This window comes from Streptomyces abyssomicinicus (assembly GCF_008974245.1).
Lineage (GTDB): Bacteria > Actinomycetota > Actinomycetes > Streptomycetales > Streptomycetaceae > Streptomyces > Streptomyces abyssomicinicus.
In genome coordinates, this window is the sequence record NZ_BBZI01000005.1 from 1240127 (window position 1) to 1263240 (window position 23114).

At 74.4% G+C, this 23114-nt stretch carries 18 protein-coding genes, 1 tRNA gene and 1 pseudogene; 10 read left to right on the forward strand and 10 right to left on the reverse strand.

Annotation, left to right across the window (positions count from 1 at the left end; translation table 11 throughout):
* Positions 1 to 6 precede the first annotated feature (6 nt).
* The 6 genes and pseudogenes from GBN72_RS05090 to GBN72_RS05120 all read right to left on the reverse strand — a co-directional run bounded on the left by GBN72_RS05090 (position 7) and on the right by GBN72_RS05120 (position 7604).
* Complete coding sequence (locus GBN72_RS05090; protein WP_151770378.1) at positions 7 to 858, reverse strand: hypothetical protein; 852 nt, start codon at positions 856 to 858, stop codon at positions 7 to 9.
* Positions 855 to 1418 (reverse strand): annotated as a pseudogene (locus GBN72_RS05095) (glycosyltransferase); the annotation flags it as partial. The gene GBN72_RS05090 and the pseudogene GBN72_RS05095, both read right to left, overlap by 4 nt.
* A gap of 752 nt (positions 1419 to 2170) precedes the next feature.
* Positions 2171 to 3613 carry an argininosuccinate synthase gene (argG, locus tag GBN72_RS05105; protein WP_151770380.1) on the reverse strand — a complete coding sequence of 481 codons (1443 nt, stop codon included), beginning with the start codon at positions 3611 to 3613 and terminating at the stop codon, positions 2171 to 2173.
* A gap of 14 nt (positions 3614 to 3627) precedes the next feature.
* A complete protein-coding gene (locus GBN72_RS05110) occupies positions 3628 to 5028 on the reverse strand; it encodes an MFS transporter (protein WP_151770381.1) in 1401 nt (466 codons plus the stop codon).
* Positions 5029 to 5164: 136 nt separating this feature from the next.
* On the reverse strand, positions 5165 to 6646 hold the full coding sequence (locus GBN72_RS05115) for an extracellular catalytic domain type 1 short-chain-length polyhydroxyalkanoate depolymerase (RefSeq protein WP_151770382.1): 1482 nt from the start codon (positions 6644 to 6646) through the stop codon (positions 5165 to 5167).
* Positions 6647 to 7013: 367 nt separating this feature from the next.
* Positions 7014 to 7604 (reverse strand): DinB family protein, encoded by a 591-nt coding sequence (locus GBN72_RS05120; protein ID WP_151770383.1) that lies wholly within the window; start codon positions 7602 to 7604, stop codon positions 7014 to 7016.
* A 242-nt stretch (positions 7605 to 7846) separates the two neighbouring features.
* On the opposite strand from GBN72_RS05120, the gene GBN72_RS05125 reads away from it, so the two are divergent.
* From GBN72_RS05125 to GBN72_RS05140, 4 genes are all read left to right on the forward strand, one after another.
* Entirely contained in the window at positions 7847 to 8659 is an 813-nt protein-coding gene (locus tag GBN72_RS05125) for a DUF4232 domain-containing protein (protein WP_151770384.1), read from the forward strand.
* Between the two features lie 79 nt (positions 8660 to 8738).
* Positions 8739 to 9932 carry a sensor histidine kinase gene (locus GBN72_RS05130; RefSeq protein ID WP_151770385.1) on the forward strand — a complete coding sequence of 398 codons (1194 nt, stop codon included), beginning with the start codon at positions 8739 to 8741 and terminating at the stop codon, positions 9930 to 9932.
* 31 nt (positions 9933 to 9963) lie between these two features.
* Positions 9964 to 10659, forward strand: coding sequence for a response regulator (locus tag GBN72_RS05135; protein WP_164540387.1), 696 nt, complete (start codon positions 9964 to 9966; stop codon positions 10657 to 10659).
* Between the two features lie 581 nt (positions 10660 to 11240).
* Positions 11241 to 12407 (forward strand): S1 family peptidase, encoded by a 1167-nt coding sequence (locus GBN72_RS05140; protein ID WP_151770386.1) that lies wholly within the window; start codon positions 11241 to 11243, stop codon positions 12405 to 12407.
* Positions 12408 to 12494: 87 nt separating this feature from the next.
* Here GBN72_RS05140 and GBN72_RS05145 read toward each other — a convergent pair whose 3' ends face one another.
* The gene (locus tag GBN72_RS05145) at positions 12495 to 13340 is read right to left on the reverse strand and encodes an LLM class F420-dependent oxidoreductase (protein ID WP_174887066.1); all 846 of its coding nucleotides are present in this window, start codon (positions 13338 to 13340) and stop codon (positions 12495 to 12497) included.
* Between the two features lie 165 nt (positions 13341 to 13505).
* Between GBN72_RS05145 and GBN72_RS05150 the strand changes: the two genes are divergently transcribed.
* The 6 genes from GBN72_RS05150 to GBN72_RS05175 all read left to right on the forward strand — a co-directional run bounded on the left by GBN72_RS05150 (position 13506) and on the right by GBN72_RS05175 (position 18716).
* A tRNA-Pro gene (locus GBN72_RS05150) sits at positions 13506 to 13581 on the forward strand.
* Positions 13581 to 15902: a hypothetical protein gene (locus GBN72_RS05155; protein ID WP_151770387.1), complete on the forward strand. Its 2322-nt coding sequence runs from the start codon at positions 13581 to 13583 to the stop codon at positions 15900 to 15902. The genes GBN72_RS05150 and GBN72_RS05155 overlap by 1 nt, the downstream gene beginning before the upstream one ends.
* A 177-nt stretch (positions 15903 to 16079) precedes the next feature.
* A complete protein-coding gene (locus GBN72_RS05160) occupies positions 16080 to 17162 on the forward strand; it encodes a Vgb family protein (RefSeq protein ID WP_151770388.1) in 1083 nt (360 codons plus the stop codon).
* Between the two features lie 77 nt (positions 17163 to 17239).
* A complete protein-coding gene (locus GBN72_RS05165) occupies positions 17240 to 17722 on the forward strand; it encodes a hypothetical protein (protein WP_151770389.1) in 483 nt (160 codons plus the stop codon).
* 7 nt (positions 17723 to 17729) lie between these two features.
* Complete coding sequence (locus GBN72_RS05170; protein ID WP_151770390.1) at positions 17730 to 18161, forward strand: hypothetical protein; 432 nt, start codon at positions 17730 to 17732, stop codon at positions 18159 to 18161.
* Positions 18162 to 18302: 141 nt separating this feature from the next.
* Complete coding sequence (locus GBN72_RS05175; RefSeq protein WP_151770391.1) at positions 18303 to 18716, forward strand: hypothetical protein; 414 nt, start codon at positions 18303 to 18305, stop codon at positions 18714 to 18716.
* Positions 18717 to 18770: 54 nt separating this feature from the next.
* Here the strand turns inward: GBN72_RS05175 and GBN72_RS05180 are convergent, their stop codons facing one another.
* From GBN72_RS05180 to GBN72_RS05190, 3 genes are all read right to left on the reverse strand, one after another.
* Complete coding sequence (locus GBN72_RS05180) at positions 18771 to 21029, reverse strand: FdhF/YdeP family oxidoreductase (protein ID WP_151770958.1); 2259 nt, start codon at positions 21027 to 21029, stop codon at positions 18771 to 18773.
* Positions 21030 to 21230: 201 nt separating this feature from the next.
* On the reverse strand, positions 21231 to 21746 hold the full coding sequence (locus GBN72_RS05185; RefSeq protein WP_151770392.1) for an SRPBCC family protein: 516 nt from the start codon (positions 21744 to 21746) through the stop codon (positions 21231 to 21233).
* Between the two features lie 83 nt (positions 21747 to 21829).
* On the reverse strand, positions 21830 to 23023 hold the full coding sequence (locus tag GBN72_RS05190) for a phospholipase D-like domain-containing protein (protein WP_246212351.1): 1194 nt from the start codon (positions 23021 to 23023) through the stop codon (positions 21830 to 21832).
* Positions 23024 to 23114: the final 91 nt, after the last annotated feature.

Below are 23114 nucleotides of genomic sequence, written 5' to 3' on the forward strand. Positions count from 1 at the left end.
GGCGGGTCAGCCCGGAGCCGGACCGGGCTCGCGGAGCGGCGTGACGCTCAGCGCGAGCGCGTCGTCGGCGGTGTAGTAGGGGCGAACCCGGTCACCGCCGCCTCCGGCGGCATCGCGCGGTACCGCCGGGAGGTGGTCGGTGGACTTGCGGTGCACGAGGTCGTCCGCCAGCCGGGCCACCTGCACGGCCGGCCCCCCGGTGGCCGGCGCGACGTACCAGTCCCAGAGGTCCTGGCCGCCGCCCGCGGTGAGCGCGGGAAGCGCGTCCGCGTCCAGTGCGAGCAACGCCTCGTTCCCGTCCCGGCGGGTGAGCGCCGCCGCCACCTCCCGGGAGTCGCCGCCACGCAGCCGGACGTGGCTCGTCAGGGCCTCGTCCGGTGCCATGCCGTGCAGGGCGACCCGGACCCGGACCAGCCGGCCGGCCACCTCGATCCGGGTGACCTCGGCGTGCCGGGGCCGGTTCCACACGCGCACGGTGAGGTTCCCCTCCCGTGTGGTGCACGGGATCACGGCCACCGTGCCGCCGTCCGGGCGGACGCGCGGTGACCTGCCGATCAGCGCCGCGGTCTCCACGGTCCCCGCAGCGACGCGAAGCCGTGGCCGGTCGGGCCCCTGGTCGAGGAACAGGTCCCAGCGGCCCTCGGCGAGATCGGGCGGACCGGGCGGCAGCAGGGCGGCCCCCTCCGCGTCGAGGGGCAGCTCTACCCGCCGTCCTCCCGGGTCCTGGCGGAGCCCGAGAACGAGGACGCGGGCGGGCCGCGGCGCGCCCCGGGGGTCGAGCAGCCGCAGGAGGACGCCGCCGTCGTGGCCGGCCCGCGCCGTGGCCCGGGCCGTCCACGGCGCCTTCGGCACGCTCACGGCGGGCCCAGGGCGGTGCCGCCCCGGGAGAGCAGCGAGACCGCCCGGCGCACCGGGCCCCGGCGGCGGGCCCGCAGCGACTTGATCAGCTCGACGTAGCGCGCGGCGATCCGCTCCGGCGCGTAGCCCGCGGTCGTCCGACGGGTGTTCGCGGCCAGCCGGGCCCGCCGCGCGGGGTCCTCGATCAGTGACTCCAGGGCGGCCGCGAAGCCGTCGGCGCCCTCGGCCATGGGGACGAGCAGACCGTCGTGGTCATGGGTGAGGATCTCGCCGGGCCCGTGCGGGCAGTCGGTGGAGACGACCGGGACGCCGCAGTGGAGCGCCTCCACGATGGTCATGCCGAACGCCTCCCGGCTCGACGTCACGGCGGCGAGGGCGCCCTTGGCCCACTCCGGGTCGATGGGGGACACCGGTCCCATCAGGCGTACCTGTTCCTGGAGGCCGAGCGCGTCCACCTGGTCGCGCAGCTCCCGGGCCTTGTGGCCGCGGCCGTGGATCCGCAGGGACCAGTCGGGGTGACGGGGCGCGATCCGGGCGAAGGCGTCGACGAGCAGGTCGTAGCGCTTGCTCGGCGGCGTCGGTCCGGGAGACGGTCACGAAGGCGTCGAGCCCGGCCAGCGCCCGGTTGCGGTGGACCCGCACAGGGCCGGCGTGTCTGCCCAGGAGAAGGTGCTCCTGGCCGGTGCGCAGATAGCGGTGGCGGCGGCCGTCCCGGGCCAGATGACCGGTGAGGACCGGGCGGGTCGAGACGACGACGTCGGCGTCGGTCGTCCGCAGGAAGGCGGCGATCCGCTCGTCGGTGAGGCGGGACGGGGGCATCGGGCCGGACGCCACGCCGGTGTCCGTCCACATCGTGGAGGGCGCGCCCGCCCGGGGCGAGGACCGCTCGCAGCCCGGGGAGCCGGTGCGCCGGTCGACGAGCGGGCGCAGGCGGACCCCGGGGGAGGACGGCAGCAGCGGGTCGTCGCGGGCCCGGTAGACGGAGACCACCTCGACCTGGGGCCCCAGGCCGGCCAGGGCCGCACCGGTGTTGGCGGTGGCACGGACGGTGCCGCCCATGCCGTAGGCGTTGTACACCAAGAAGGCGATCTTCATCCGAGCCCCCCGAACGCGACCTGGGCGCCGCGTCGCCCTGCCGCGGGCGGACGGAGCGCGGGGCGTGCGCCTGCCGTGCCGTCGCCCATCCCCCGGTCCGAAGCTAACGGTTTGTCACACAGTCATCCAGAGATCCGGGCAAAGCGGAAGGCCCGGCCCCGGCGGGTGACGCCGGGACCGGGCCTTCGGCCGGTCGTGCGTGAGGGTCGCCGCGGCGTCAGTCCGTGCCGGACTCCATGGCCGCGCGGTCCAGCAGCTCGTCGTCCTCGGACACCTCGCCGCGGGATGCGATGGCCTCCGCGCCGCCCTCGGGCATGGTGCCGATCAGGCCGGTGACCTGGGCGGCGCCCAGGGCGGGGCCGCCACCGGTGCCGAGCAGGCCGAGACCCGCGTACTGCTCCAGCTTGGAGCGGGAGTCGGCGATGTCCAGGTTGCGCATGGTCAGCTGGCCGATGCGGTCCACCGGGCCGAACGCCGAGTCCTCGGTGCGCTCCATGGAGAGCTTGTCCGGGTGGTAGCTGAACGCCGGGCCCGTGGTGTCGAGGATCGAGTAGTCCTCGCCGCGCCGCAGCCGCAGGGTGACCTCGCCGGTGACCGCGGCGCCGACCCAGCGCTGCAGCGACTCCCGGATCATCAGCGCCTGCGGGTCCAGCCAGCGGCCCTCGTACATCAGGCGGCCCAGGCGGCGGCCCTCGCTGTGGTACTGGGCGAGGGTGTCCTCGTTGTGGATCGCGTTGACCAGCCGCTCGTAGGCGGCGTGCAGCAGCGCCATGCCGGGGGCCTCGTAGATGCCGCGGCTCTTGGCCTCGATGATCCGGTTCTCGATCTGGTCGGACATGCCCAGGCCGTGGCGGCCGCCGATGGCGTTGGCCTCCATCACCAGGTCGACGGCGGAGGCGAACTCCTTGCCGTTGACCGTCACCGGGCGGCCCTGCTCGAAGCCGATCGTGACGTCCTCGGTCATGATCTCGACCGACGGGTCCCAGAACCGGACGCCCATGATCGGGTCGACCGTCTCGATGCCGTTGTCCAGGTGCTCGAGGGTCTTCGCCTCGTGCGTGGCGCCCCAGATGTTGGCGTCGGTGGAGTACGCCTTCTCCGTGCTGTCCCGGTAGGGCAGGCCGTGCGCGACCAGCCACTCGGACATCTCCTTGCGGCCGCCGAGCTCGGTCACGAAGTCCGCGTCGAGCCACGGCTTGTAGATCCGCAGGTTCGGGTTGGCGAGCAGGCCGTAGCGGTAGAACCGCTCGATGTCGTTGCCCTTGTACGTCGAGCCGTCGCCCCAGATCTGGACGTCGTCCTCGAGCATCGCCCGCACCAGCAGGGTGCCGGTGACGGCGCGGCCCAGCGGCGTGGTGTTGAAGTACGCGCGCCCGCCGGAGCGGATGTGGAAGGCTCCGCAGGTGAGCGCGGCCAGGCCCTCCTCGACCAGCGCGGCGCGGCAGTCGACCAGGCGCGCGACCTCGGCGCCGTAGGCCGTGGCGCGGCCGGGCACCGAGTCGATGTCGGGCTCGTCGTACTGACCGATGTCGGCGGTGTAGGTGCAGGGGACGGCGCCCTTGTCGCGCATCCACGCGACCGCGACGGAGGTGTCGAGGCCGCCCGAGAAGGCGATGCCGACGCGTTCGCCGACGGGGAGGGAGGTGAGGACCTTGGACATAGGAAGATTATGCATCATCCCGTATGGTCATGCAAAGAGGGTTCCGGAACGGTTCCCTTCCCGGCCGTCCTCGGCTCCGGCAGCTCCGGCGGCTCCGGCAGCTCCCGCGGGTCCCCGGGGGTGAGTCCGTGCCGCCGCAGATGCCGTTCGCAGGCGCGGGCCGCGGGATGGAGCGCCACGGCGGCCGTCAGGATGACCGCGGCGATCACCGCCCACCCCGCCGGGCCCCAGGACATGGCGAGGAAGGTGTACGCGGCCGGAGCCCAGACGGTACCCAGGTTGGAGCCGAGGTTCACCACGCCCTCGTACTCGCCGCGCCGCTCGGGGTCGGCCAGCTCGGCGACCAGCCCCCACTCGCCGGCCGACTGGTAGATCTCGGCGCCGGTCACCGTGACGTGTCCGACCCACATCAGCAGGACCGTCACCCAGCCGGCCGTCTCGTGGGTGACCGCGATGATCGCGCAGGAGGCCAGGAAGCAGACGGCGCCGCGGCGCTGGGCGCGCAGCGAGTCGGCGACCGTGGCGACGCCCCGGGCGGCGGCCACCTGGAGGGCGACCGCCATCAGGGTGTTGGTGCCGTAGAGCCAGGCCAGCACCACCTTCGGGGCGTCCGTCTCGGTGACCAGCCAGAGCGGGATCACGGTGGTCAGCAGCACCTGGTGGGTGTGGAGCACGCCGTTGAGGAAGGTCAGCAGGACGAAGGCCCGGTTACGCAGCGCCGCGCGCGGGTCACGGCGGCGGGCGGCCCCGGCGACAGGGCCGGCGGCAGGGCCGGCGGCAGGGCCGGCGTCCGGGCCGGTCGGGGCCGCGGGTGTGACGGGGGCGGCGCGAGGCGGCTCGGGGAGGCGGGCGATCCAGTAGGCGTTGCTCAGCAGCACCGCCGCCGTGAACAGCGGCACCGCGTGGATCAGGGTGAGGTTGTCCAGGGCGAGCGCCACGGCGCCGGCCGCCGCGCCCAGGGTGTAGCCCACGTTCCGGGCCGCGCGCAGGTACGCGGTGGCGTGCACCCGCTTCTCGCGGGGGAAGATCTGCACCCGGTAGGCGTTGCGGCCGGTGCGCGCCCAGGTCTCCGCCAGGACGAGCGGGATCAGGACGGCCAGCGCCGTGGCGAATCCGCTCGCGAGGAACCAGGAGGCGAAGAAGACCGCCTGGAGCAGCGACCCGTGGATCCAGCTGCGCCGCGTTCCCAGCCGGTCGGCCAGGCGGCCGAGCGGCACGGAGAACAGGAAGGCCGCGGCCAGGGAGAGGGTCAGCATCAGGCCGACCTGTGCCGGGCTCAGGCCGACGACCTGCGTGAAGTACACGGCCTCTCCGGTGATGAAGACGCCCTCGGCGAAGGCGGAGAGCACCGACTGGTACGACATCGCCCGTATCAGGCGGTCGTCGGGGAGCAGGCGGGACAGCGGGGAAGGCATGAAGGGCTCCTGGGACTCGATCAGGAGCAGTTTCGGCCCGGTAAATCTTGACGTCAAGATAATTTCGCCGCATTGACGGGTGCGCGGGGCCGCCACCAGGGGTGACGGCCCCGCGGGGAGGCCGGGAGGCCGTGGATCAGGACGGACAGCCGGCGTCGGAGATCACGAAGTGGCCGGGGGCGGTCTCCTCCAGGGTGTGGCTGTAGAAGGTGTTGTAGAGGCCCATGTTCTGCTCGGACCCGTTGGCGTAGGCGTAGCCGCCGCTGTGGTGGGCGCGGCCGGCCTGCACGTGGGCGTAGTTGGAGGCCGTGTAGCAGCGCGGCTCGAAGCCTCCGTCACCGCCGGTGGTGGTGGCGGTGACGGCCGCCGAACGGGCTCCCGGCGTGCCGGCGGAGTCGACGGCGGCCACGGTGTACGTGTAGGCGGTGCCGGGGGAGAGCCCCGTGTCGGTGTACGAGGTGCCGGTCGCCGTGCCGACCCGGGAGCCGCCGCGGTGGATCTCGTACGACGCCGCTCCCGCCACCGCGCTCCAGCTCAGCGTGACGCCGGTGTCGGTGACCGGGCCGGCGGCCAGCCCGGCCGGGGCCGGCAGGGTGCCGGGCTCGCCCGGACCTCCGGAGTCCCCGTCGAGGCCCCAGAAGAGGGCGGTGTAGTAGCTCGAGCAGATGGTGTCGAGGTAGTACGCGCCCGCGGTGCCGCACTGCTGGGTGCCGGACCCGGGGTCGACGGCGGTGCCGTGACCCATGCCGGAGACGGTGAAGGTGGTGACCGCCGGGACGCCCTTCGCGTCGGTGTAGACGGCCTGCGTCGTGTTGCCGGGGAGCGAGGCGGTGGAACTGGGGGTCTGGCCCAGGCCCCACACGTCGGTCCACTGGTCGCGCGACTGGGTGGCGTTGGCGGGCACCACGGTGGTGTCGGTGGTGCCGTGCCAGACGGCGACCCGCGGCCACGGGCCGGTCCAGCCGCCGGACGCCGCACGCACCGCGTCGCCCCACTGCTTCGGGGTCCGGGAGGTCGCGTTGTACATGCAGGTGTAGGCATTGACCACGCTGGTGGCACAGCCGGCCGGGATGCCGGAGGCGATGGAGCCGCCGGCGAACACGTCCGGGTAGGCGGCGAGCAGGGCGGCGGTCATCGCCCCGCCGGCCGAGAGCCCGGTGACGAACACCCGGGACCGGTCGCCGCCGTAGCGGCCGATCGCGTGGTCGACCATCTGCTTGACGGAGAGCGCCTCGCCCTGGCCCCGGGCGTAGTCGGAGGACTGGAACCAGTTGAAGCAGGAGTTGGCGTTGTTGGCGCTCGACGTGTGCGGGTACACCACGGCGAACCCGTACAGGTCGGCGTACTTGGCCCACCCGGAGTGCGCGTGGTAGTCGGGCGCGCTCTGCGTGCAGCCGTGCAGGGCGACGACCAGCGGGGCGCCGGCGGGGAGCCCGTCGGGGACGTAGGCGTACATCTGGAGGTTGCCCGGGTTGCTGCCGAATCCGGTGACCTGGGTCAGCGAGGCGGCGGAGGCGGGCGCGGGGGCGGCGAACAGGGCCAGCAGCAGGGCGAGTACGGCGGTCAGGCCGAACCCGCGGAACCGGGCCCCGGATCGGGGGCGGTCAGGAACCGGCATGGGTCCTCCCGGACGGGGTGGGGGCGGGGGTCGGGGTGAGGCGCATGCGGGGGCACGCGTTCCGAACCGTACGAACGGGTGCCTGCGCTGCCAGTGGAGTGGCAGCACATAGCTACGGGCTTCCGCTATGTGCGTGGCCGTGCCCGGACGGCCGCGCCCCGCGCCCCTTCCGGGCGACGTGTCCGCGTGGTTCAGCGCGGCCCGGGCGGACACACCCACCCGGCGGCGGCGTGCGGTTGAAGGCCCGGCGTCCTTCAACGCCCTCGACAACGCGTGGATCCGCCTCGCTACGACCGCCCCACAGGGCAACGGCGGCGCGTGCCACGCCCACGGGTGCCCGTCCCCCTCACCGCACGGCGGGGAGGGGTCAGGCCTCGCGGGCGGTCCGTTCCAGGTGGGCGCGGTGGGACCGCCACCACGCCGCGTCCGTCTCCGGCAGCGCCGGGTTGTCCTCCCGCATCCCCACCGAGCCGTCGATCAGCTCACGCAGGATGTCGGCGTGCCCCGCGTGCCGCTGCGCGTCGGCGATCACCCGCACCACGGCATGGTGCAGCGTGATCTCGCGCCGCTCCTCCGGCCACCACGGCACCGTGCCCACCGTCTCCAGCGGCAGCGCGTCGATCGTCGCGTCCGCGTGCGCCCAGGCCCGGCGGTACAGGTCCACCACGAACTCGCGGGACTCCTCGGCGGTGGCCCACATGTCCGCGTTGGGCTCGGCGCCGTCCGCGATCCACGGCAGGGGGATGCCGGAGGGCCGGGCGAACACGTCGCCCAGATACCCCAGTTCGACGCTCGCCAGGTGCTTCACCAGGCCCAGCAGATTGGTCCCGGTGGGTGTGAGGGGACGGCGGGCGTCGTACTCGGAGAGCCCTTCCAGCTTCCACAGCAGCGCCTCCCGCGCGTCCCGCAGGTAACGGTGCAGGTCGGCCTTGGACTGAGAACCGGAGAAATCGATCATCGGATCAGTCTGCCGCTTGAGGAGGCGACGCGCAGCCGATCGAGCCTCGGGCGAGGGGATGAATCCACCGTGGCCGTCGGGTCAACCTGAGGACGACCCGCACGTCCACCTCAGGTTGACCCGACGGCACACCCGCACGGAAGTTGACGCAGGTGGTGTCCGCCCGGCGGACGCGGCCCGCGACCTCGCCCTCCTAGCCTCGGTGGTGCGGAGAACGCACGGCCGAACACGGGGGAAACACCATGAACAGTCCGCACCGATCACACCGCCCGCACCGCACGAGGTCCGCCCGCCGTCCCCGCCGGAGGTCCGGCCTCCTCGGGGCCGCGGCGGTCGCCGCGGTGCTGGCCACCACGGCCTGCCAGTCGGACGCGGCCGACGCGGCGGCGGGCGCCAAGCCGTCGGCTTCGCCGGGTGCGGGGGACTCGGCGACGCCGGCGCCGACGCCGACGGGCGACGGCGGGCAGCAGGGGACGGAGACCGGCGCCCCGGGCGACGGGAACGGCGACGGCGCCACCGGCGGCTCGGGAGGCAAGGGAGGCGAGGGAGGCAAGGGCGGTGCCGGGGGTGGCGCCGGTGGCAAGGGCAGCGGCGGCGGCTCCGCCCCCGCCTGTGACGCCCTGGACCTCTCCTTCCACACGACCCACGAGAAGCAGTCGGACGACGAGGACCCCGACCACTTCCTGATCGTCGTGACCAACGACGGCGACAAGGCCTGCGCGCTCTACCACCACCCGCACGTGTGGCTCGGCGACCCCTCGGACCACGCCACGGCGCGCTCCGCCGTCCCGGCCTACGAGGGCAGCGACCCGGACGGGCCGGTCGTCCTCAGGTCGGGACAGGAGGCGTACAGCGGGCTGTTCGCCGGTGACGTCCCGATGGACCAGTTCGAGACGGACGTGATCACCCTGCAGACGCACGGCCGCACGCCGGGCAGCACCGGCAGCCAGCCCGTCCTCGTCGGCCTGCCGCTGGTGGTGCCCTTCGACGACGGCGCCCGCCTCACCGGCTGGACGACCAGGATCAACACCGCCTTGGAGTTCATCCGGTCCTGAGGCGCCGCGGCACGGCCGGCGCAGCGGACAACACACGCCGGGGGCACAGCAGTTGGGAATCCTCACCTACCATGACCGGATGCCCGCGTCGCCGGCCCGCCGCCCGCGCCCGGCCAACGCCGCCCTCGCCGCGTGCTTCGCCGTGGCGGGCTGCCTGGCCGGGGCCTTCTACCGGCCGGAGCCCTGGCGGGCGTTCGACCTCTGGGCGTACCTGCTCACCGCCCTGATCGCCCTGGCGCTCGCCTGGCGCGACACCTGGCCCTTCGGCGTGCTGCTGACCACCGCTGCGGGCTTCGCCGGCTACCTGGTGCTCGGGTACCAGCCCTCCCTCAACTTCTGGGTCCCGGCGGTCGCGTTCGTCTCCGCCGCCGCCCGCGAGCGGCCGGCCCGCACCGGGTGCGGCGCCGTACTGCTGGCGGCGGTGGTCGCCCTCAGCGGGGTGTACGGGCGGCTTCCCTGGCCCGTGGTGACCGTGCAGGCGGTGCTGGTACCGGGCGTCGCCCTCGCCATCGGGCTGACCCAGCGCCGACTGGCCGCACGCAACGCCGAGTTGCGCCGCCTCACCGCCCTGCTCGACCAGCAGCAGCGGCAGGAGGCCCGGCGGGCCGTGCTGGACGAGCGTTTCCGCATCGCGCGCGAACTCCACGACACCATCTCGCAGCACATGACCATCATCACCCTCCAGACGGGCCTCGCCGAGTACCTCCTGTCCTCCGACCCGCCCGCCGCCCACCAGGCGCTCGGCGCCGCCGCCACCGCCGGACGGGACGCGCTGGACGAACTGCGCCGCCTGCTGGTGGTGCTGCGCACCTACGACCTCGGCGGCACCGGCGAACCGGAGGATCCGGCCGCTCCGGTCCCCGACGACCTGCTGGCCGGCATCGACCGGATACCGGTGCTCGCCGAACGGCTGGAGGCCGCCGGCGTGCGCGTCGAGGTCCGTCACGCGGGAGAGCGCAGGCCGCTCCACCCGGGGATCGAACTCTGCGCCTACCGCGTCGTGCAGGAGGCTCTGACCAACGTCGTGAAGCACTCCGGGGCCCGCGCGGCCGTGGTGAAAGTCCTGTACCAGTCCGAGCTACTGGTGGTAACCATTTCCGACCAGGGCGGATCGCTTTCGGCCACATCTCCCGGAGGGACCGGGCACGGGTTGATCGGCATGCGGGAACGGGCGAGGATCTGGCACGGCTCGCTGACCGCCGGGGCGCGCCCGGGGGGTGGTTTCCAGGTGCAGCTCCGCATCCCCCTGGGACGGGACCGGGCCAGCGGCTGACCGAAGAGGCGAGCGTTTCCCGAGGAGCCCCGTGGCCCGCATCCTGGTCGTCGACGACCAGCACCTGATCCGTTCCGGCATCGTCACACTGCTGCGCACGGTGGAGGGGCTCGGTCCGGTGGTGGAGGCCGCGGACGGCGAGGAGGCCGTCGCGGCCGCCCGCGAACACCGCCCCGAACTGATCCTGATGGACATCAAGATGCCCCGTCTGAGCGGTCTCGCGGCCGCCGAGCGCATCCTCGCCCTCGAGATCGAGCCGGTCCCGCGCATCGTCGTCCTCACCACCTTCGACGAGGACGAGTTCGTCTACGCCGCGCTGCGCGCCGGGTGCAGCGGCTTCCTGCTGAAGGACATGCCGCCGGCCCAGCTGCTCAGCGCCGTCGCCGCGACGCTCAGCGCCGACCTCCTGGTGGCCCCCGCGCGGATCCGGCGACTGGTGGAACGGCACACCGCCGCACACGGCCTGCCGCCGAGGCCCGCGGACGACGCGGCCGACCCGCTCACCGGCCGGGAGGCCGAGGTGCTCGGGTTCGTCGCCCAGGGCCTCGGCAACGACGAGATCGCCGCCCGCCTGTGCGTCAGCGAGTCCACCGTGAAGACGCACCTGCACCGGGTGATGACCAAGCTGAACCTCCGCAGCCGCGCCCAGGCGGTGGTGTACGCCTACGAGACCGGCATCGCGCGGGTCGGCCGCGGGCCCGCGGGACCGACCGCCGCCGGCGGCTAGGCGGTCCGCCCCACCGCGGGCGGCCGACGTCGCCGCGGTCGTCCCGTGATGCCCGTCGTGAGACGCCGGATCCTCCGCGAGCGCGCGACGTCGGGGCGGAAAATGTCAACTGAGAGCGCTCTCAACGCTCTTGACGTTTCAAAAGCAGCGCGATTTCATCAGAACCGCACACGCCACACCGGGGTGGGCGCCGTACACGGCCGTTACGTCGTGCGCGCCCGCCCCACCCGCCTGGTCACCCCCCCACCTCCCGGGCCGCGTGCCGTCCTGGCCCGCCCCGGGGCGTTTCTCAGGAGGAAAGCGTGGTTTCCCGACGACCGCTCCTCGTCCCGGGCACGGCGGCCGCGCCCGGCGCGCCCGCGTCCCCCGCGGCGCCCTCGCCGGCCGCCCGGCGCGACACCTCCGGCAGCGACACGGGCTCCTAGCCCCACCGCCCACCCCCGGCCCCACTCCCTCGGGCCGGCCCCCTCCCCGCGCGCCCGTGGTTCCGGCGGCGGGCCCGGAGAGCGCTCTCACCGACCCCTGGTTCCACCGACCCCTGGTTCCACCGACCCCGCCGGAACGGACCGAAAGGCACCCCCATGAGACGCAACGCCCTCACACGCGCCGCACTCGCCGCGCTCTTCGTCGTCGGAGCGTGGGCCACGCAGGCCGTGCCCACCGCCTCGGCCGACGACGGCCCCGTCGCCGCCACCCGGGAGGAGGCCCCCGCCTCCGACGGGCTGCTGCGGGCCATGCGGCAGGACCTGGGCCTCACCGAGGCCGAGGCGAAGGACCGCCTCGCCGCCGAGAAGAGCGCGACCACGCTCGAACCCACGGCGCGCCGCGCCGCCGGCTCCGCCTACGGCGGCTCCTGGTTCGACGCGGAGACCGGGCGGCTGGCCGTTGCCCTCACCTCGGACGCCCCCGACCGCACCCGCCGTGCCGTGGAGGCCACCGGCGCCGAGGTCCGCACCGTCCGGCACGACGCGCGGGCACTGGACGCCACCCAGCGACGCATCGACCGGCTCGACGCCCCGGAAGGGGTGACCGGCTGGCACGTCGATCCCCGGGCCAACACGGTCGTCGTGAACGTCGCGGACGGAAGCCGGTCCGACGAGGCGGTCCGGCGCTTCCTCGACCGTGCCCGCGAGGCCGGTCCGGTGACCGTCGCGGAGGTCCCGGGCGCGCCGCGCACCCTGGCGGCGGGCACGGTCGGCGGGGACCCCTTCTACACGGGCAACGTCCGCTGCTCCATAGGCTTCTCGGTGGTCGGCGGCTTCGTGACCGCCGGGCACTGCGGTGGAGCCGGCCAGGCGGTCAGCGGCTGGGACCGCAGCTACATCGGCAACATCCAGGGCTCGTCGTTCCCCGAGAACGACTACGCCTGGGTGAACGTCGGCAGCGGCTGGTGGACCGTGCCGGTGGTGCTCGGCTGGGGCACCGTCTCCGACCAGCTGGTGCGCGGCTCCAACGAAGCGCCGGTCGGGGCCTCGATCTGCCGCTCCGGCTCGACCACGCACTGGCACTGCGGCACCGTGCTGGCCAAGAACGAGACGGTCAACTACAGCCAGGGCGCGGTGCGCCAGATGACCAAGACCAGCGTGTGCGCCGAAGGCGGTGACTCCGGCGGCTCGTTCATCAGCGGCGACCAGGCACAGGGCGTCACCTCCGGCGGCTGGGGCAACTGCTCCACCGGAGGCCAGACCTGGTTCCAGCCCGTGAACGAGATCCTCGGCCGGTACGGGCTCACCCTGGTGACGGCCTGAGAAGGGGGCGGGCGAGGCCGGCCGGCCCCGCCCGCCCGCGCGCCCGCGTGGCCCCGGGGAGCGCTCTCCCCGGGGCCACGCGCGGGGTCAGCGCAGCTCGAGCAGGTCGGCCAGGCGCCGCCAGCCCTCGCGGGGGTGACGGTCGGGAGAACCGTCGAGCACCTGGAGCGCCACATGGTCGGCGCCCGCGTCGTGGAACTCGGCGAGGCGGGCGCGGACCGTGTCGTCGCTGCCCCAGATCACCACGGAGTCGATCAGCCGGTCGCTGCCGCCGCCCGCGAAGTCCTTGTCCTCGAAGCCCATGCGGAGCCAGTTGTCGGTGTAGTTGGGCAGCCTGGTGTACATGTCCACCGTCTGCCGGGCGATCCGGCGCGCCTCGGCCGGGTCGGAGTTCAGCACCACCTTCACCTCCGGCGCCAGCAGCGCCTCCTTGCCGAGCGTCTCCCGGGCGCGGGCCACGAACTGCGCGTCCACCAGGTACGGGTGGGCGCCCGCCGTCCGCTCGGCCGCCAGCCGCAGCATCTTCGGCCCGAGCGCCGCCAGCGCGCGCGACCCGGGGGGAAGCGGAGCCGAGGCCGCGTCCAGCGCGTCCAGGTAGGCGACCATCGCCGAGTACGGCTTCTGGTAGTTCTTCGCCAGCGGGGCGTGACTGACGCCGAGGCCCAGCAGGAGCCGCCCGGGATGCCGGTCCTCCACCGCCGCCGCCTGCTGGGCGACCATCTCCGCGTCGTACTGCCAGATGCTCAGGATGCCGGTCGCCACCGCGATCCGGGAGGACGCCGCCAGCAGTTCACCGGCGGCCGGCACCGAACCCATCCCGAACCAGACGGCACCGAAGCCCAGCCTGTCCAGCTCGTTGACGGCCTCCACCACCTCGTCCCCGCCCTCGCGGAGCTTTCCGCTCCAGATGCCGAAGCGTCCGACGTCCACCATGAGGCACATTCCTTCCGGTCGGCTGCGAGCCATCGTTCCCATGCTCCCAGCAACCCGGGCGATGGCCCGCATTCCCCGTTCACCCGAACAGCGTCAACGGCTTGATCCGCACCCTCCGAAAGTGGGTTGAACCCCCTGCCCGCCACCGGCAGAATCGGCGCACCACGACGTGTAGCTCAGTCAGCGGAGCGCCAGGCTCGGGACCTGGAGGGCGCGGGGGCGGAACCCGCCACGTCGGCCATGGACGAGAACGCTGAGCAGCAGCACATCGACGCCCCGACCGCACCCGGTGCCTCCACCGGCTATCCGCTCGGACAGCTGGCCAAGGCGCTCACCACCGCGGCGACCCACCACGACCCCGAGGTACGCGCCCGCGCGGAACGCAAGGGCGAGCGCTGGCGCGCCGTGCTGAGCGCCGTCCGGCACGGACGGGTGACCGTCGGCTCGCGCGCGCCGGTCGCCGGACTGCCCGCCTGGGTCACCCCCGAAGTGGTCCACGGCGGCTTCGCCACCGGCGCCGCGAGCGCCGGCGGCCCCCTGCTGGAGTACGAACGGCGGGCCGCGCGCCTCGCCGGCGTGCCCGAGGACCGCCACGCGCTGTTCGCCCACTTCCTCACCGGGGAAGGCCTGAACAGGCTCTGCGAGCTGCTCGACAGCGGCGCCTACGAGGTGGCCGTGCCCGAGGAGGCCGCCCTGCTCACCGTGGCCTGGCTGGTCCGCGCGGGCGAGACGGACGCGGCCGTCGACCTGGTGGGCGAACTGGCCCCGTTCGCCGGCCTGCTGCGGTTCACCCCCCGTCCCGCCACCCGGCCGGCGGCCGGGCCCGGCTCCGTGCACCGGACCACGGCCCGCCAGGCACGGGAGACGCTGGAGAGCCGCCGGCCCCACCACGCCGTCGAGACCCAGCGGGAGGCGCTCACCGTCTGGCAGCCGTTCGGCGACGAACTGCTCGCCCACTGGCTGGAGACGGCCGACGGCGGCGAGGTGCTCGCCCGCACCCCCGACGACGCCTGGCGCGAGCGCGGCGCGCGGCTGCTCCGCCGCTACCAGGACCTCGCCGCCGAACACACCCGCTGCACCAGGCACCGCGACCCCCGGCAGAACCTGGCCGTGCTGCGCACCGCCCTGGCGGAGGCCGTGGCCGGCCGCACCCCGGACCCCCGGCTGCTCGGGCTGCTGCGGGTCGCCGTGGCCGGCATGGTCCGCAAGCGCGGCCTGCCCGGCTCCCCGCGCCACACCGGGCTGCGCCGTGCGCAGGCGGTCCAGGCGGCGCTGCCGTCGCACCACCGGCTCGCCCAGCTGGTGGCGGCACGGCTCGCCGTACTGCCCCAGGACCTCGGCGTCACCGACGTCGCCGCGCTCACCGGCGCGGTGACGCGGCGGGAGGCGGCCACCACCGGGCTTCCGGCCGGAGCCACGATCCCGGTCAAGGTCCGCCGGCCGGTCGAGGGCGCGCTGAGCGCGCCGGTCGCCACCCTGGTCGAGCGGGGGGTCGTGCCCTCCGCGGAGGTGCTCGCCCAGCTGACTCCCCAGCTGGTCGGCGCCGTCTGGGCACGCGCATGGCCGGACGAGTCGCTGCACGCCCTCACCGAGGCCGTCTACCGGGCGTTCCGCGGGCGGCGCTCGCTGCTCCTGCTGAACCTGGCCTCGCAGGTCAGGGTGGAGGAGCTGCCCTGGGTGCGTGCCGTCCTCCCGCTGCGCCGGCCCGGCGACGGCGGTCAGGGCCCGGCCGCCGTGCTGCGGGAGCTGGGCGAGCTGGCCCTGCGCGCCTTCCCGGGCACCCTCGTGCCCAACCCGCTGCTGCGCGAACTCGGTGTGCTGGCACGGCAGGCGGAGCTGGACGCGCCGCTGGTGGAGGAACTGGCCGCGGACATCTTCATGGGCGCCTTCAGCCCCAAGTTCGGCGAGGCGGCCCGGATCGCCGGGGCGTTGCTCACCGGCACCCTGTACGAGCGGTACTACGACATCCCCTACGCGGCGCTGGGCGGCGCCGCGGACGGCGGGCGCTCCGGCCGGGCGCGGGCCGGCGACTTCGCCGCGCTGTGCGCGGATCGGGCCCGGGCGGCGTCGGCGGGTGCGGTCGCCTCCGCCCGGTCGGTGGCGGGGGAGGGCATGGTGATCGAACAGGCGCAGATCGTCACCACCCACAACCTGGCCACCCTGGTGGCCCGGGCGGGCGTCGCGCCCGCCGAGGGGTGGGAACGGCCCGCCCGCGACGCGTTCCTGACGGCCTGGCGCCTGGTGGGACGGCTCGAGGGCAACCCGCGGCCGCTCGCCACCGTCAAGGACGCGGCGTACGCGTGGCGGCAGGCGGTGTTCTTCCTGTCGCTCTGCACGCCGCGGGAACGGGAGCGGGTCCTGGCCTGGCTGCCCGGCGACGCGGACGGCGACACCGGCCGGCGGCCCGCCCGGGTCACGGCCCGCCTGGCCCCCGCGGTGCGCGGCCTGCTGGACGCGGCCGCCGGGCGGGACGCCGAGGCCGGCGGAGGCCGGCGGTTCCTGGGCTGGACCGTCGGCCGCCACTGGCTGCTGGACGTTCCCGGGGTCCGGGCGCGCCGCTGACCTCGGCAGGCACGGCGGGGCGGGCGCGCCGCCGACCTCGGGAAGGACGGCGGGGCGTGCGACGGACCCGGCTCCCCGGGCGTCCGGCGGCCCGGGTTAGGCTGCCGCGGACGATCGGGCCGACGGGCCGAGACACGCCGCGCCGGCCTTCCCCGAGCCCCCGGAGATACGCCGCCCATGTCCTCACGGCCTTCCTCGCGCGCCCTGTCCCTCCGCACCGTCACCGCCGTCGCGCTGGCCCTCGCCGTCACCGGCGCGCTGCCCGCCGGGGGAGCGGCCGCCGCCGGGACGGGCGCCGGGACCGTTCCCACGACCGGAGTCGAGGCGGCCCCGCTGGTCGCCGGCCTCTACCAGTCCGCCTACTCCGAGCGGAACGACGCGCTGTGGGCCACCGCCGCGGTGGGCATGCCCCCGGCGCCGGTCACCGGCTCCCAGTTGGTGAAGGTCGACCCGGACACGCTGGAGGTCGAGGCGGCCTACCCCGTCCCGGTGACGGAGAGCGGGACACCCGAGGCCGTCTACGGGATCGACGTCGACGACGAGCACAACACCCTGTGGGTGACCAGCACCCGCAACGACTCGGTGGCCGTCTACAGCCAGCGCGACGGACGGCACCTCGCCACCCTGACCGGCGCGCAGCACTCGCGCGAGGTCGTGGTGGACGAGCGGCGTGACCTGGTCTGGGTGAGCGCCTACGGCTCGGGCGAGCTCGTCGCCTACGACAGCGGGTCCTTCGAGGAGGTCCGCCGGGTCACCGTCGAGGGCAGCGGGCCCACCGGGCTGGCGGTGAACGAGCGCACCGGCGCCGTCTACGCGGCCGATTACCTCAACAGCCGCATCATCGAGGTCCGGCCCGGCGCCGGGAGTCCGCGGCTGCTCCCCGCCGGATCCGGCCCGCTGGGCATCGCGCTCTCCCCGGACGGACGGACCGCCTACACCGCCGACCAGACCACCGGCACCCTCACCGTCGTCTCCCTGCGCTCCGGCACCGTCACCGCCACGGTGCCGACCGGCGCGGGCGCCAAGTCCGTCGACGTCGCCCCGCGCACCGGCCGGGTCGTGGTGGTCAACCGCCTCGCGGGTGACGTCTCCGTCGTCGACCCCCGCACCACCGAGGTGGTCGCCACCGTACCGACCGGCCCCCTCCCCAACCACGTCCGCGTCACCGGCGGCACGGCCTTCGTCCTGGACAAGTCCGCGGCCGGCGCGACCGGCGAGGACCGGGTGACCCGCGTCCGCCTGCGCGCCGTCACCTCCTGACGGCGGGAGGCGGAGCCGGACGCCGCCGCCCCCTGCCGCTCCCTCCCGCTCCCTCCCGCACGTGAGAGCCTGGCCGCATGGAGAGGTTCGCCGACCGGCTGGAGTCGGCCTGGGAGTGGTGGGACGCCGCGATCGAGGAGTCGCAGGAGGGGCGCTGGGTCCGTGACGCCGTGGAACGGCAGGTCGTGGCAGACGTCATGGCCGCCACCAACGCCCTGCACGGCGGCCGGCTCCCGCCCTTCGCCGCGGACAACTGGTACGTGCGCATCGGCCGGGTCTCCAACTGGGCGGGCGTCCTGCGGCTGGCCGCACGGGCCGGCGGGTGGGAGCTGCGCCCGGTGACCGGTCACCCGCCCCCGCGGCCGTCCGGCATGGCGGAACTGCTCTCCGGGATCTACGCGGTCGGCGAGCAGGGCGAGAGGTGGATGCGGAGCTTCCTCGCGGACGGGGTGCCCCCGGCGGAGTCCGACATCGCCGCCGCCGAGGGCTTCCTGTGCGGGCCGGGTTCCATGGAGGACCTGGACGTCTTCTTCGACGACCGAGGGCCGGTGACGGAATGATGCGCCCATGAGCGTCGTCGTCGACTTCTTCCTCGCGCCCGACGACCCGGCCGCCGCGCGCGCCCTCGACGGCGGGCCCGGCCCGGGGCAGGCGTCCTTCTCCTGCGGCAACCTCGACCCGGAGGAGGCCGTGCTCGACTGGCAGGCGTTCCTCACGGGGGAGGCGTGGGACGCCCTGGTCGAGGCCGACGAGCCGCGCGTCGTCGCCGAGCAGGACGACGGCGGGCCCTGGGTCTTCGCCGTGTCCGGCCGCCTCGCCGGGGCTCTTGCCACGGCCGGCCCGCGACGGCTGCGGGAGACGGCCACCGCCTGGGCGGAGCGGGCGGCGGGGCGGGGGAGGGGCGTCGGGGAGGAGGCCGCGGCGGAGATCCTCGGCTCCGTCGCCGCACTGGCCCGGGCGGCCGGGCAGGGCGGCGGACTCTACTGCCGGGTGGGGTGAGGGAGCCCCGCCGGTGCGGGCGTTACGGGCGGGGTGACCCGAAGTCGCCCGGTTTGAGTAGGCGTACTCAGGCCGCCGGCCCGCCGGGCGCCCGAGCATGGTGGAAGGCTCGGCACGCGGGCCGTGACGAAGGAGGCCACCATGGACAGCCCGGACGAGGTTCCCGCCCCCGCCGCCCCGGCGGGGGAACGGGCGGCCCCCGTCCTGCGCGCCACCGCACTGCCGCTCCCGGAACCGGAGCAGGTGCCCTGGAGGTGGGCGGAGGAGTTCCGCGCCAACTCCTGCGCCGGGCCCGGGGCCCGGCTGCGCCTGCGGACCCGGCTGACGGCCGCCTCGTGGTTCGGCGACGTGGAGACCGCCAGCCAGGCCCTGGACGCGCTGGTCCGCGGCACCATCCGTGAGGCCCGGCTCGCCCGGGACGAGCAGCTCACCGTCCGGGCGTTCATCCTCCCCACCAACGAACTGGTCCTGGAGACGGAGTCGCGGGACGCCGCCACCGCCGACCCGGTGCGGCGGCAACTGGTCCTGCCGCCGCTGCGTTCCGCCCCGGCCTGAGCCGGCCCCGCGGCGACCGCTGCGGCCGCTGCGGCCGCGGCGAGGCGTGCCGCCTCAGGCCGTGCCGCCCTCCGCCACGCCCGTCAGCGCCCCGGCCGCGGCCCGCTCGCGCGGCTCCCGCGGTTCTAGGCGGACGACGATCCCCTTGGATGTGGGCGTGTTGCTGACGTCGGCCACGCTGTCCAGCGGAACCAGCACGTTGGTCTCCGGGTAGTACGCCGCCGCGCAGCCCCGCGAGGTGGGGTAGGGGACCACGCGGAAGTCCTCGGCGCGTCGCTCCACGCCGTCGCGCCAGACGCCGACCAGGTCGACGGCGTCGCCCTCCGCGAGGCCCAGGGCGCGGAGGTCCGCGGGGCTGACGAGGACCACGCGGCGCGAGCCGTGGATCCCGCGGTACCGGTCGTTGTTCGTGTACGGCACGGTGTTCCACTGGTCGTGGGAGCGCAGGGTCTGGAGGATCAGGTGGCCCTCCGGAGCGCTCAGGGCCTCGAACTCGTTGCGGCTGAAGAGCGCCTTGCCGCTCGGCGTGGGGAAGTGGCCCTCGTTCACCGGGTTGGGGAGCCCGAAGCCGCCGGGGCGGGAGACCCGGGTGTTGAAGTCCTCGAAGCCCGGCACCACCCGCGAGATGTGGTCGCGGATGCAGCCGTAGTCCGCCTCGAACCGCTCCCACCGCGCGCCCGGCACCTTGTCGCCCAGCGTGCAGCGGGCCAGCCGGCTCAGGATGGCGACCTCGCTCAGCAGCTGCTTGGACGCCGGCTCCAGCACCCCGCGCGAGGCGTGCACCTGGCTCATCGAGTCCTCGACGGTGACGAACTGCTCGCCGCCCGCCTGGACGTCGCGTTCGGTGCGGCCCAGGGTCGGCAGGATGAGGGCGGTCTCACCGCACACGGTGTGCGAGCGGTTGAGCTTGGTGGAGATGTGCGCGGTCAGCCGGCAGCGCCGCATGGCGGCCTCGGTGACGTCGCTGTCCGGGGTGGCCCGCACGAAGTTGCCCGCCAGGCCGAGGAACACCTTGACCTTGCCGTCGCGCATCGCGCGGATCGCGTTCACCGAGTCCAGCCCGTGCTCGCGGGGCGGCTCGAACCCGAACTCCCGCGACAGCGCGTCCAGGAAGGTGTCCGGCATCCTCTCCCAGATGCCCATGGTCCTGTCGCCCTGCACGTTGGAGTGGCCGCGCACCGGACAGGCGCCCGCGCCGGGCCGGCCGATGTTGCCGCGCAGCAGCAGGAAGTTGACCACCTCACGGATGGTGGGCACGCCGTGCTTGTGCTGGGTGAGTCCCATCGCCCAGCAGACGACGACCCGGCGGCTCTCCAGCACCATGTCGCGCACTTCCTCGATCTGCGCGCGGGTCAGCCCGGTGGCCTCCTCCACCCGCGGCCACGAGAACGAGGCCCGCAGGTGCTCGGCGAACTCCTCGAACCCACGGGTGTGCGCGTCGATGAACTCGTGGGCGAGCACCGTGCCCGGGGCGGCCTCCTCCGCCTCCAGCAGCAGCACGTTGAGCGCCTGGAAGAGCGCGAGGTCGCCGCCGACCTTGATGTGCAGGAAGCGGTCGGCGATCCGCGTGCCCCGCCCGACGACGCCCCGCGGCTTCTGCGGGTTCTTGAACCGGGCCAGCCCCGCCTCCGGCAGCGGGTTCACGGCGACGATCCGGCCGCCGCGCCGCTTGGTCTCCTCCAGCGCGGAGAGCATCCGGGGATGGTTGGTGCCGGGGTTCTGGCCGACCGTGAGGATCAGGTCCGCGTGGTGGATGTCCGGCAGGCTCACGTCGCCCTTGCCGATGCCCAGCGTCTCGTTGAGCGCCGAACCGCTGGACTCGTGGCACATGTTGGAGCAGTCCGGCAGGTTGTTGGTGCCGAAGGCGCGGGCGAACAGCTGGAGCACGAACGCCGCCTCGTTGCTCGCGCGTCCCGAGGTGTAGAAGACGGCCTCGTCCGGGGAGTCCAGGCCGCGCAGCTCGTCGGCGAGCAGTTCCAGGGCCGAGCTCCAGCTGATCGGCTCGTAGTGGCGGGAGCCGGGACGCTTGACCATGGGCTGGGTCAGCCGGCCCTGCTGGTTGAGCCACCGGTCCGACTTCGCGGCCAGCTCGTCGACCGTGTACCGGGCGAAGAACTCCGGCGTCACCCGGCGCGAGGTCGCCTCGTCGGCGGTGTGCTTGGCTCCGTTCTCGCAGTACTCGTTCATCGGGCGCTTCCCCGGGGCGGGGTCGGGCCACGCGCAGCCCGGGCAGTCGAACCCGGGTTCCTGGTTCAGGTTCAGCAACGTCAGCCCCGTCCGGCGGGGCGACGTCTGGGAGAGGGAGTACTCCATCGCGTGGTACACCGCCGGCACACCCGCCGCCCACGTTTTGGGCGGTGTCACCTCGAGGCCGTCGTCCCCCCGCTCCCCGCCCGGCTCCTCGCTCGAACGCTTCTGCAACGTGATCTCTCCTCAACTCTCCGATGAACGCGGGTGAATGCCGGTGACCTGCCGCCGACCTGCCGGTGACCTGCCGCCGACCTCCGGACGGCGTCAGCCGGTGGGCCAGGTCGGCACCTCGCGCCGGCCGTGACGGGAACCCGGGCGCACGTGGCTTCCGCTGATCTCGCCGCGCCAGGTGCCGGTCTCCCGGCCCTGGCCCTCGACGAACTCCTTGAAACAGCCCAGCGATCCGTCCACCCAGCGCCGCACCAGGCCGAGTGCCGCGGCCAGCCGCTCCACGAACCCGTGGGCCCCCTCCGCCTCGATGCGCAGGGTCACCCGGCACCGCTCGTCGCCCAGCGCGTCGAAGGTGACCGTCCCGGCGTGCCGCGGCGCGTCCAGGGCCTCCCAGCGCACCCGGTGGTCGGGTACCTGCTCGACGATCTCCGCGTCGAACTCCACGGTCCGTCCGCCGATCCGGGTCACCCAGTGGGTCAGTGCCGCCTGCGTCTGGTCGACGCGTTTCACCCCGTCCATGAACCGGGGAAAGGTCTTGAACTGGGTCCACTGGTTGTACGCCACGCGCACCGGGACCTCGACATCGATCGACTGTTCGATAACGCTCATGGCCTCGCCGTCTTCTCGCCGCGCTGGGGGAACCGGGTCCCCCGGGATCGCCGTCCCATGCCGGGCCGGCCGTTCGCGCCGGATCAGAGGAAGCGGCGGATCGGCGCCACCGACGCCTCCTTGAGGCGCTGCACCGCCGCGCGCCGCCGCCAGCGCTTGCGGTCGATGGCCACACTGCGCTCGACGTCCGCGTCGAAGTCCCGGTCCAGGGTCGCCGTGAACTCCCGGTCGAGCACCGCGAGCATGACCTCCTCGTCGTGCTCCAGCGAACGGCGGTTGAAGTTGGTGGAGCCGACCAGGGAGGCCACCCCGTCGACGGTCACGATCTTGGTGTGCAGCATGGTCGGCTGGTACTGGTGGATCGAGACGCCGCAGTCCAGCAGGCGGGTGTAGAAACCCTGCCCGGCGAGCTGGCAGGCCCGCTGGTCGGTGTACGGGCCGGGCAGCAGGATCTCCACCCGCACACCGCGCCGCGCGGTCGCGCAGAGCAGGTCGACGAAGTACGAGTCGGGGGCGAAGTAGGCGGTGGCCAGGCGGAAGCGGTGCTCGGCGGAGGTCAGCATCACCCGCAGCAGCGTCTGCATGTCCTGCCACCCGATGGAGGCCGACCCCCGGACCACCTGGACCACCGCGGAGCCGTGCTGGGCCTGACTCGGGAAGCGGTCCCGCTCGTCGAAGAGTTCGTCGTGCGACTCGGCCCAGTTCTGCGCGAACGCGGCGGCCAGCCCGTCCACCGCGGGGCCGCGGAGCCGGACATGGGTGTCGCGCCACTCGCCGGGGTCGCGGGCGTCGCCCGCCCACTCCTCGGCGATGCCGACGCCACCGGTGAAGGCGACGGTCTCGTCGACCAGCAGCACCTTGCGGTGGCAGCGGTGGTTCTGCTTGAACGGCGACAGCCACAGCGGCCTGCGGAACCAGGCCACCTGCACGCCGGCGTCGTCCATGCCGTCCAGCAGGTCCTTCTCGATCCTCTGCGCCCCGAAGCCGTCGAGCAGCAGCCGCACCCGGACGCCGGCCCGGGCCCGTTCGGCGAGCGCGGCGGCGAAGTCGCGGGCGATCTGGCCGCGCCAGTAGACGAAGGTCATCATGTCGATGGTGTGCTCCGCCCCGCGGATGGCCTCCAGCATGGCCGGGAAGATCTCGTCGCCGTTGCGCAACGCGACCAGCTCGTTCCCCTCGGTCGCGGCGACGCCGAGCAGCCGCTCCAGGCGACGCCGCAGGCGCACCACCTCCGCGTCGTCGGCCGCCTCCGCGGCTCCGGGAGGGGGCTGGGGTATCGGAAGGGGGCTCACCGCCGGACCTCCGTGACAGTAGGACGGCCGCACGGCGCAGGGCGTCGCGGGAGACCCGGGAGGGCAGGGGTGCCGG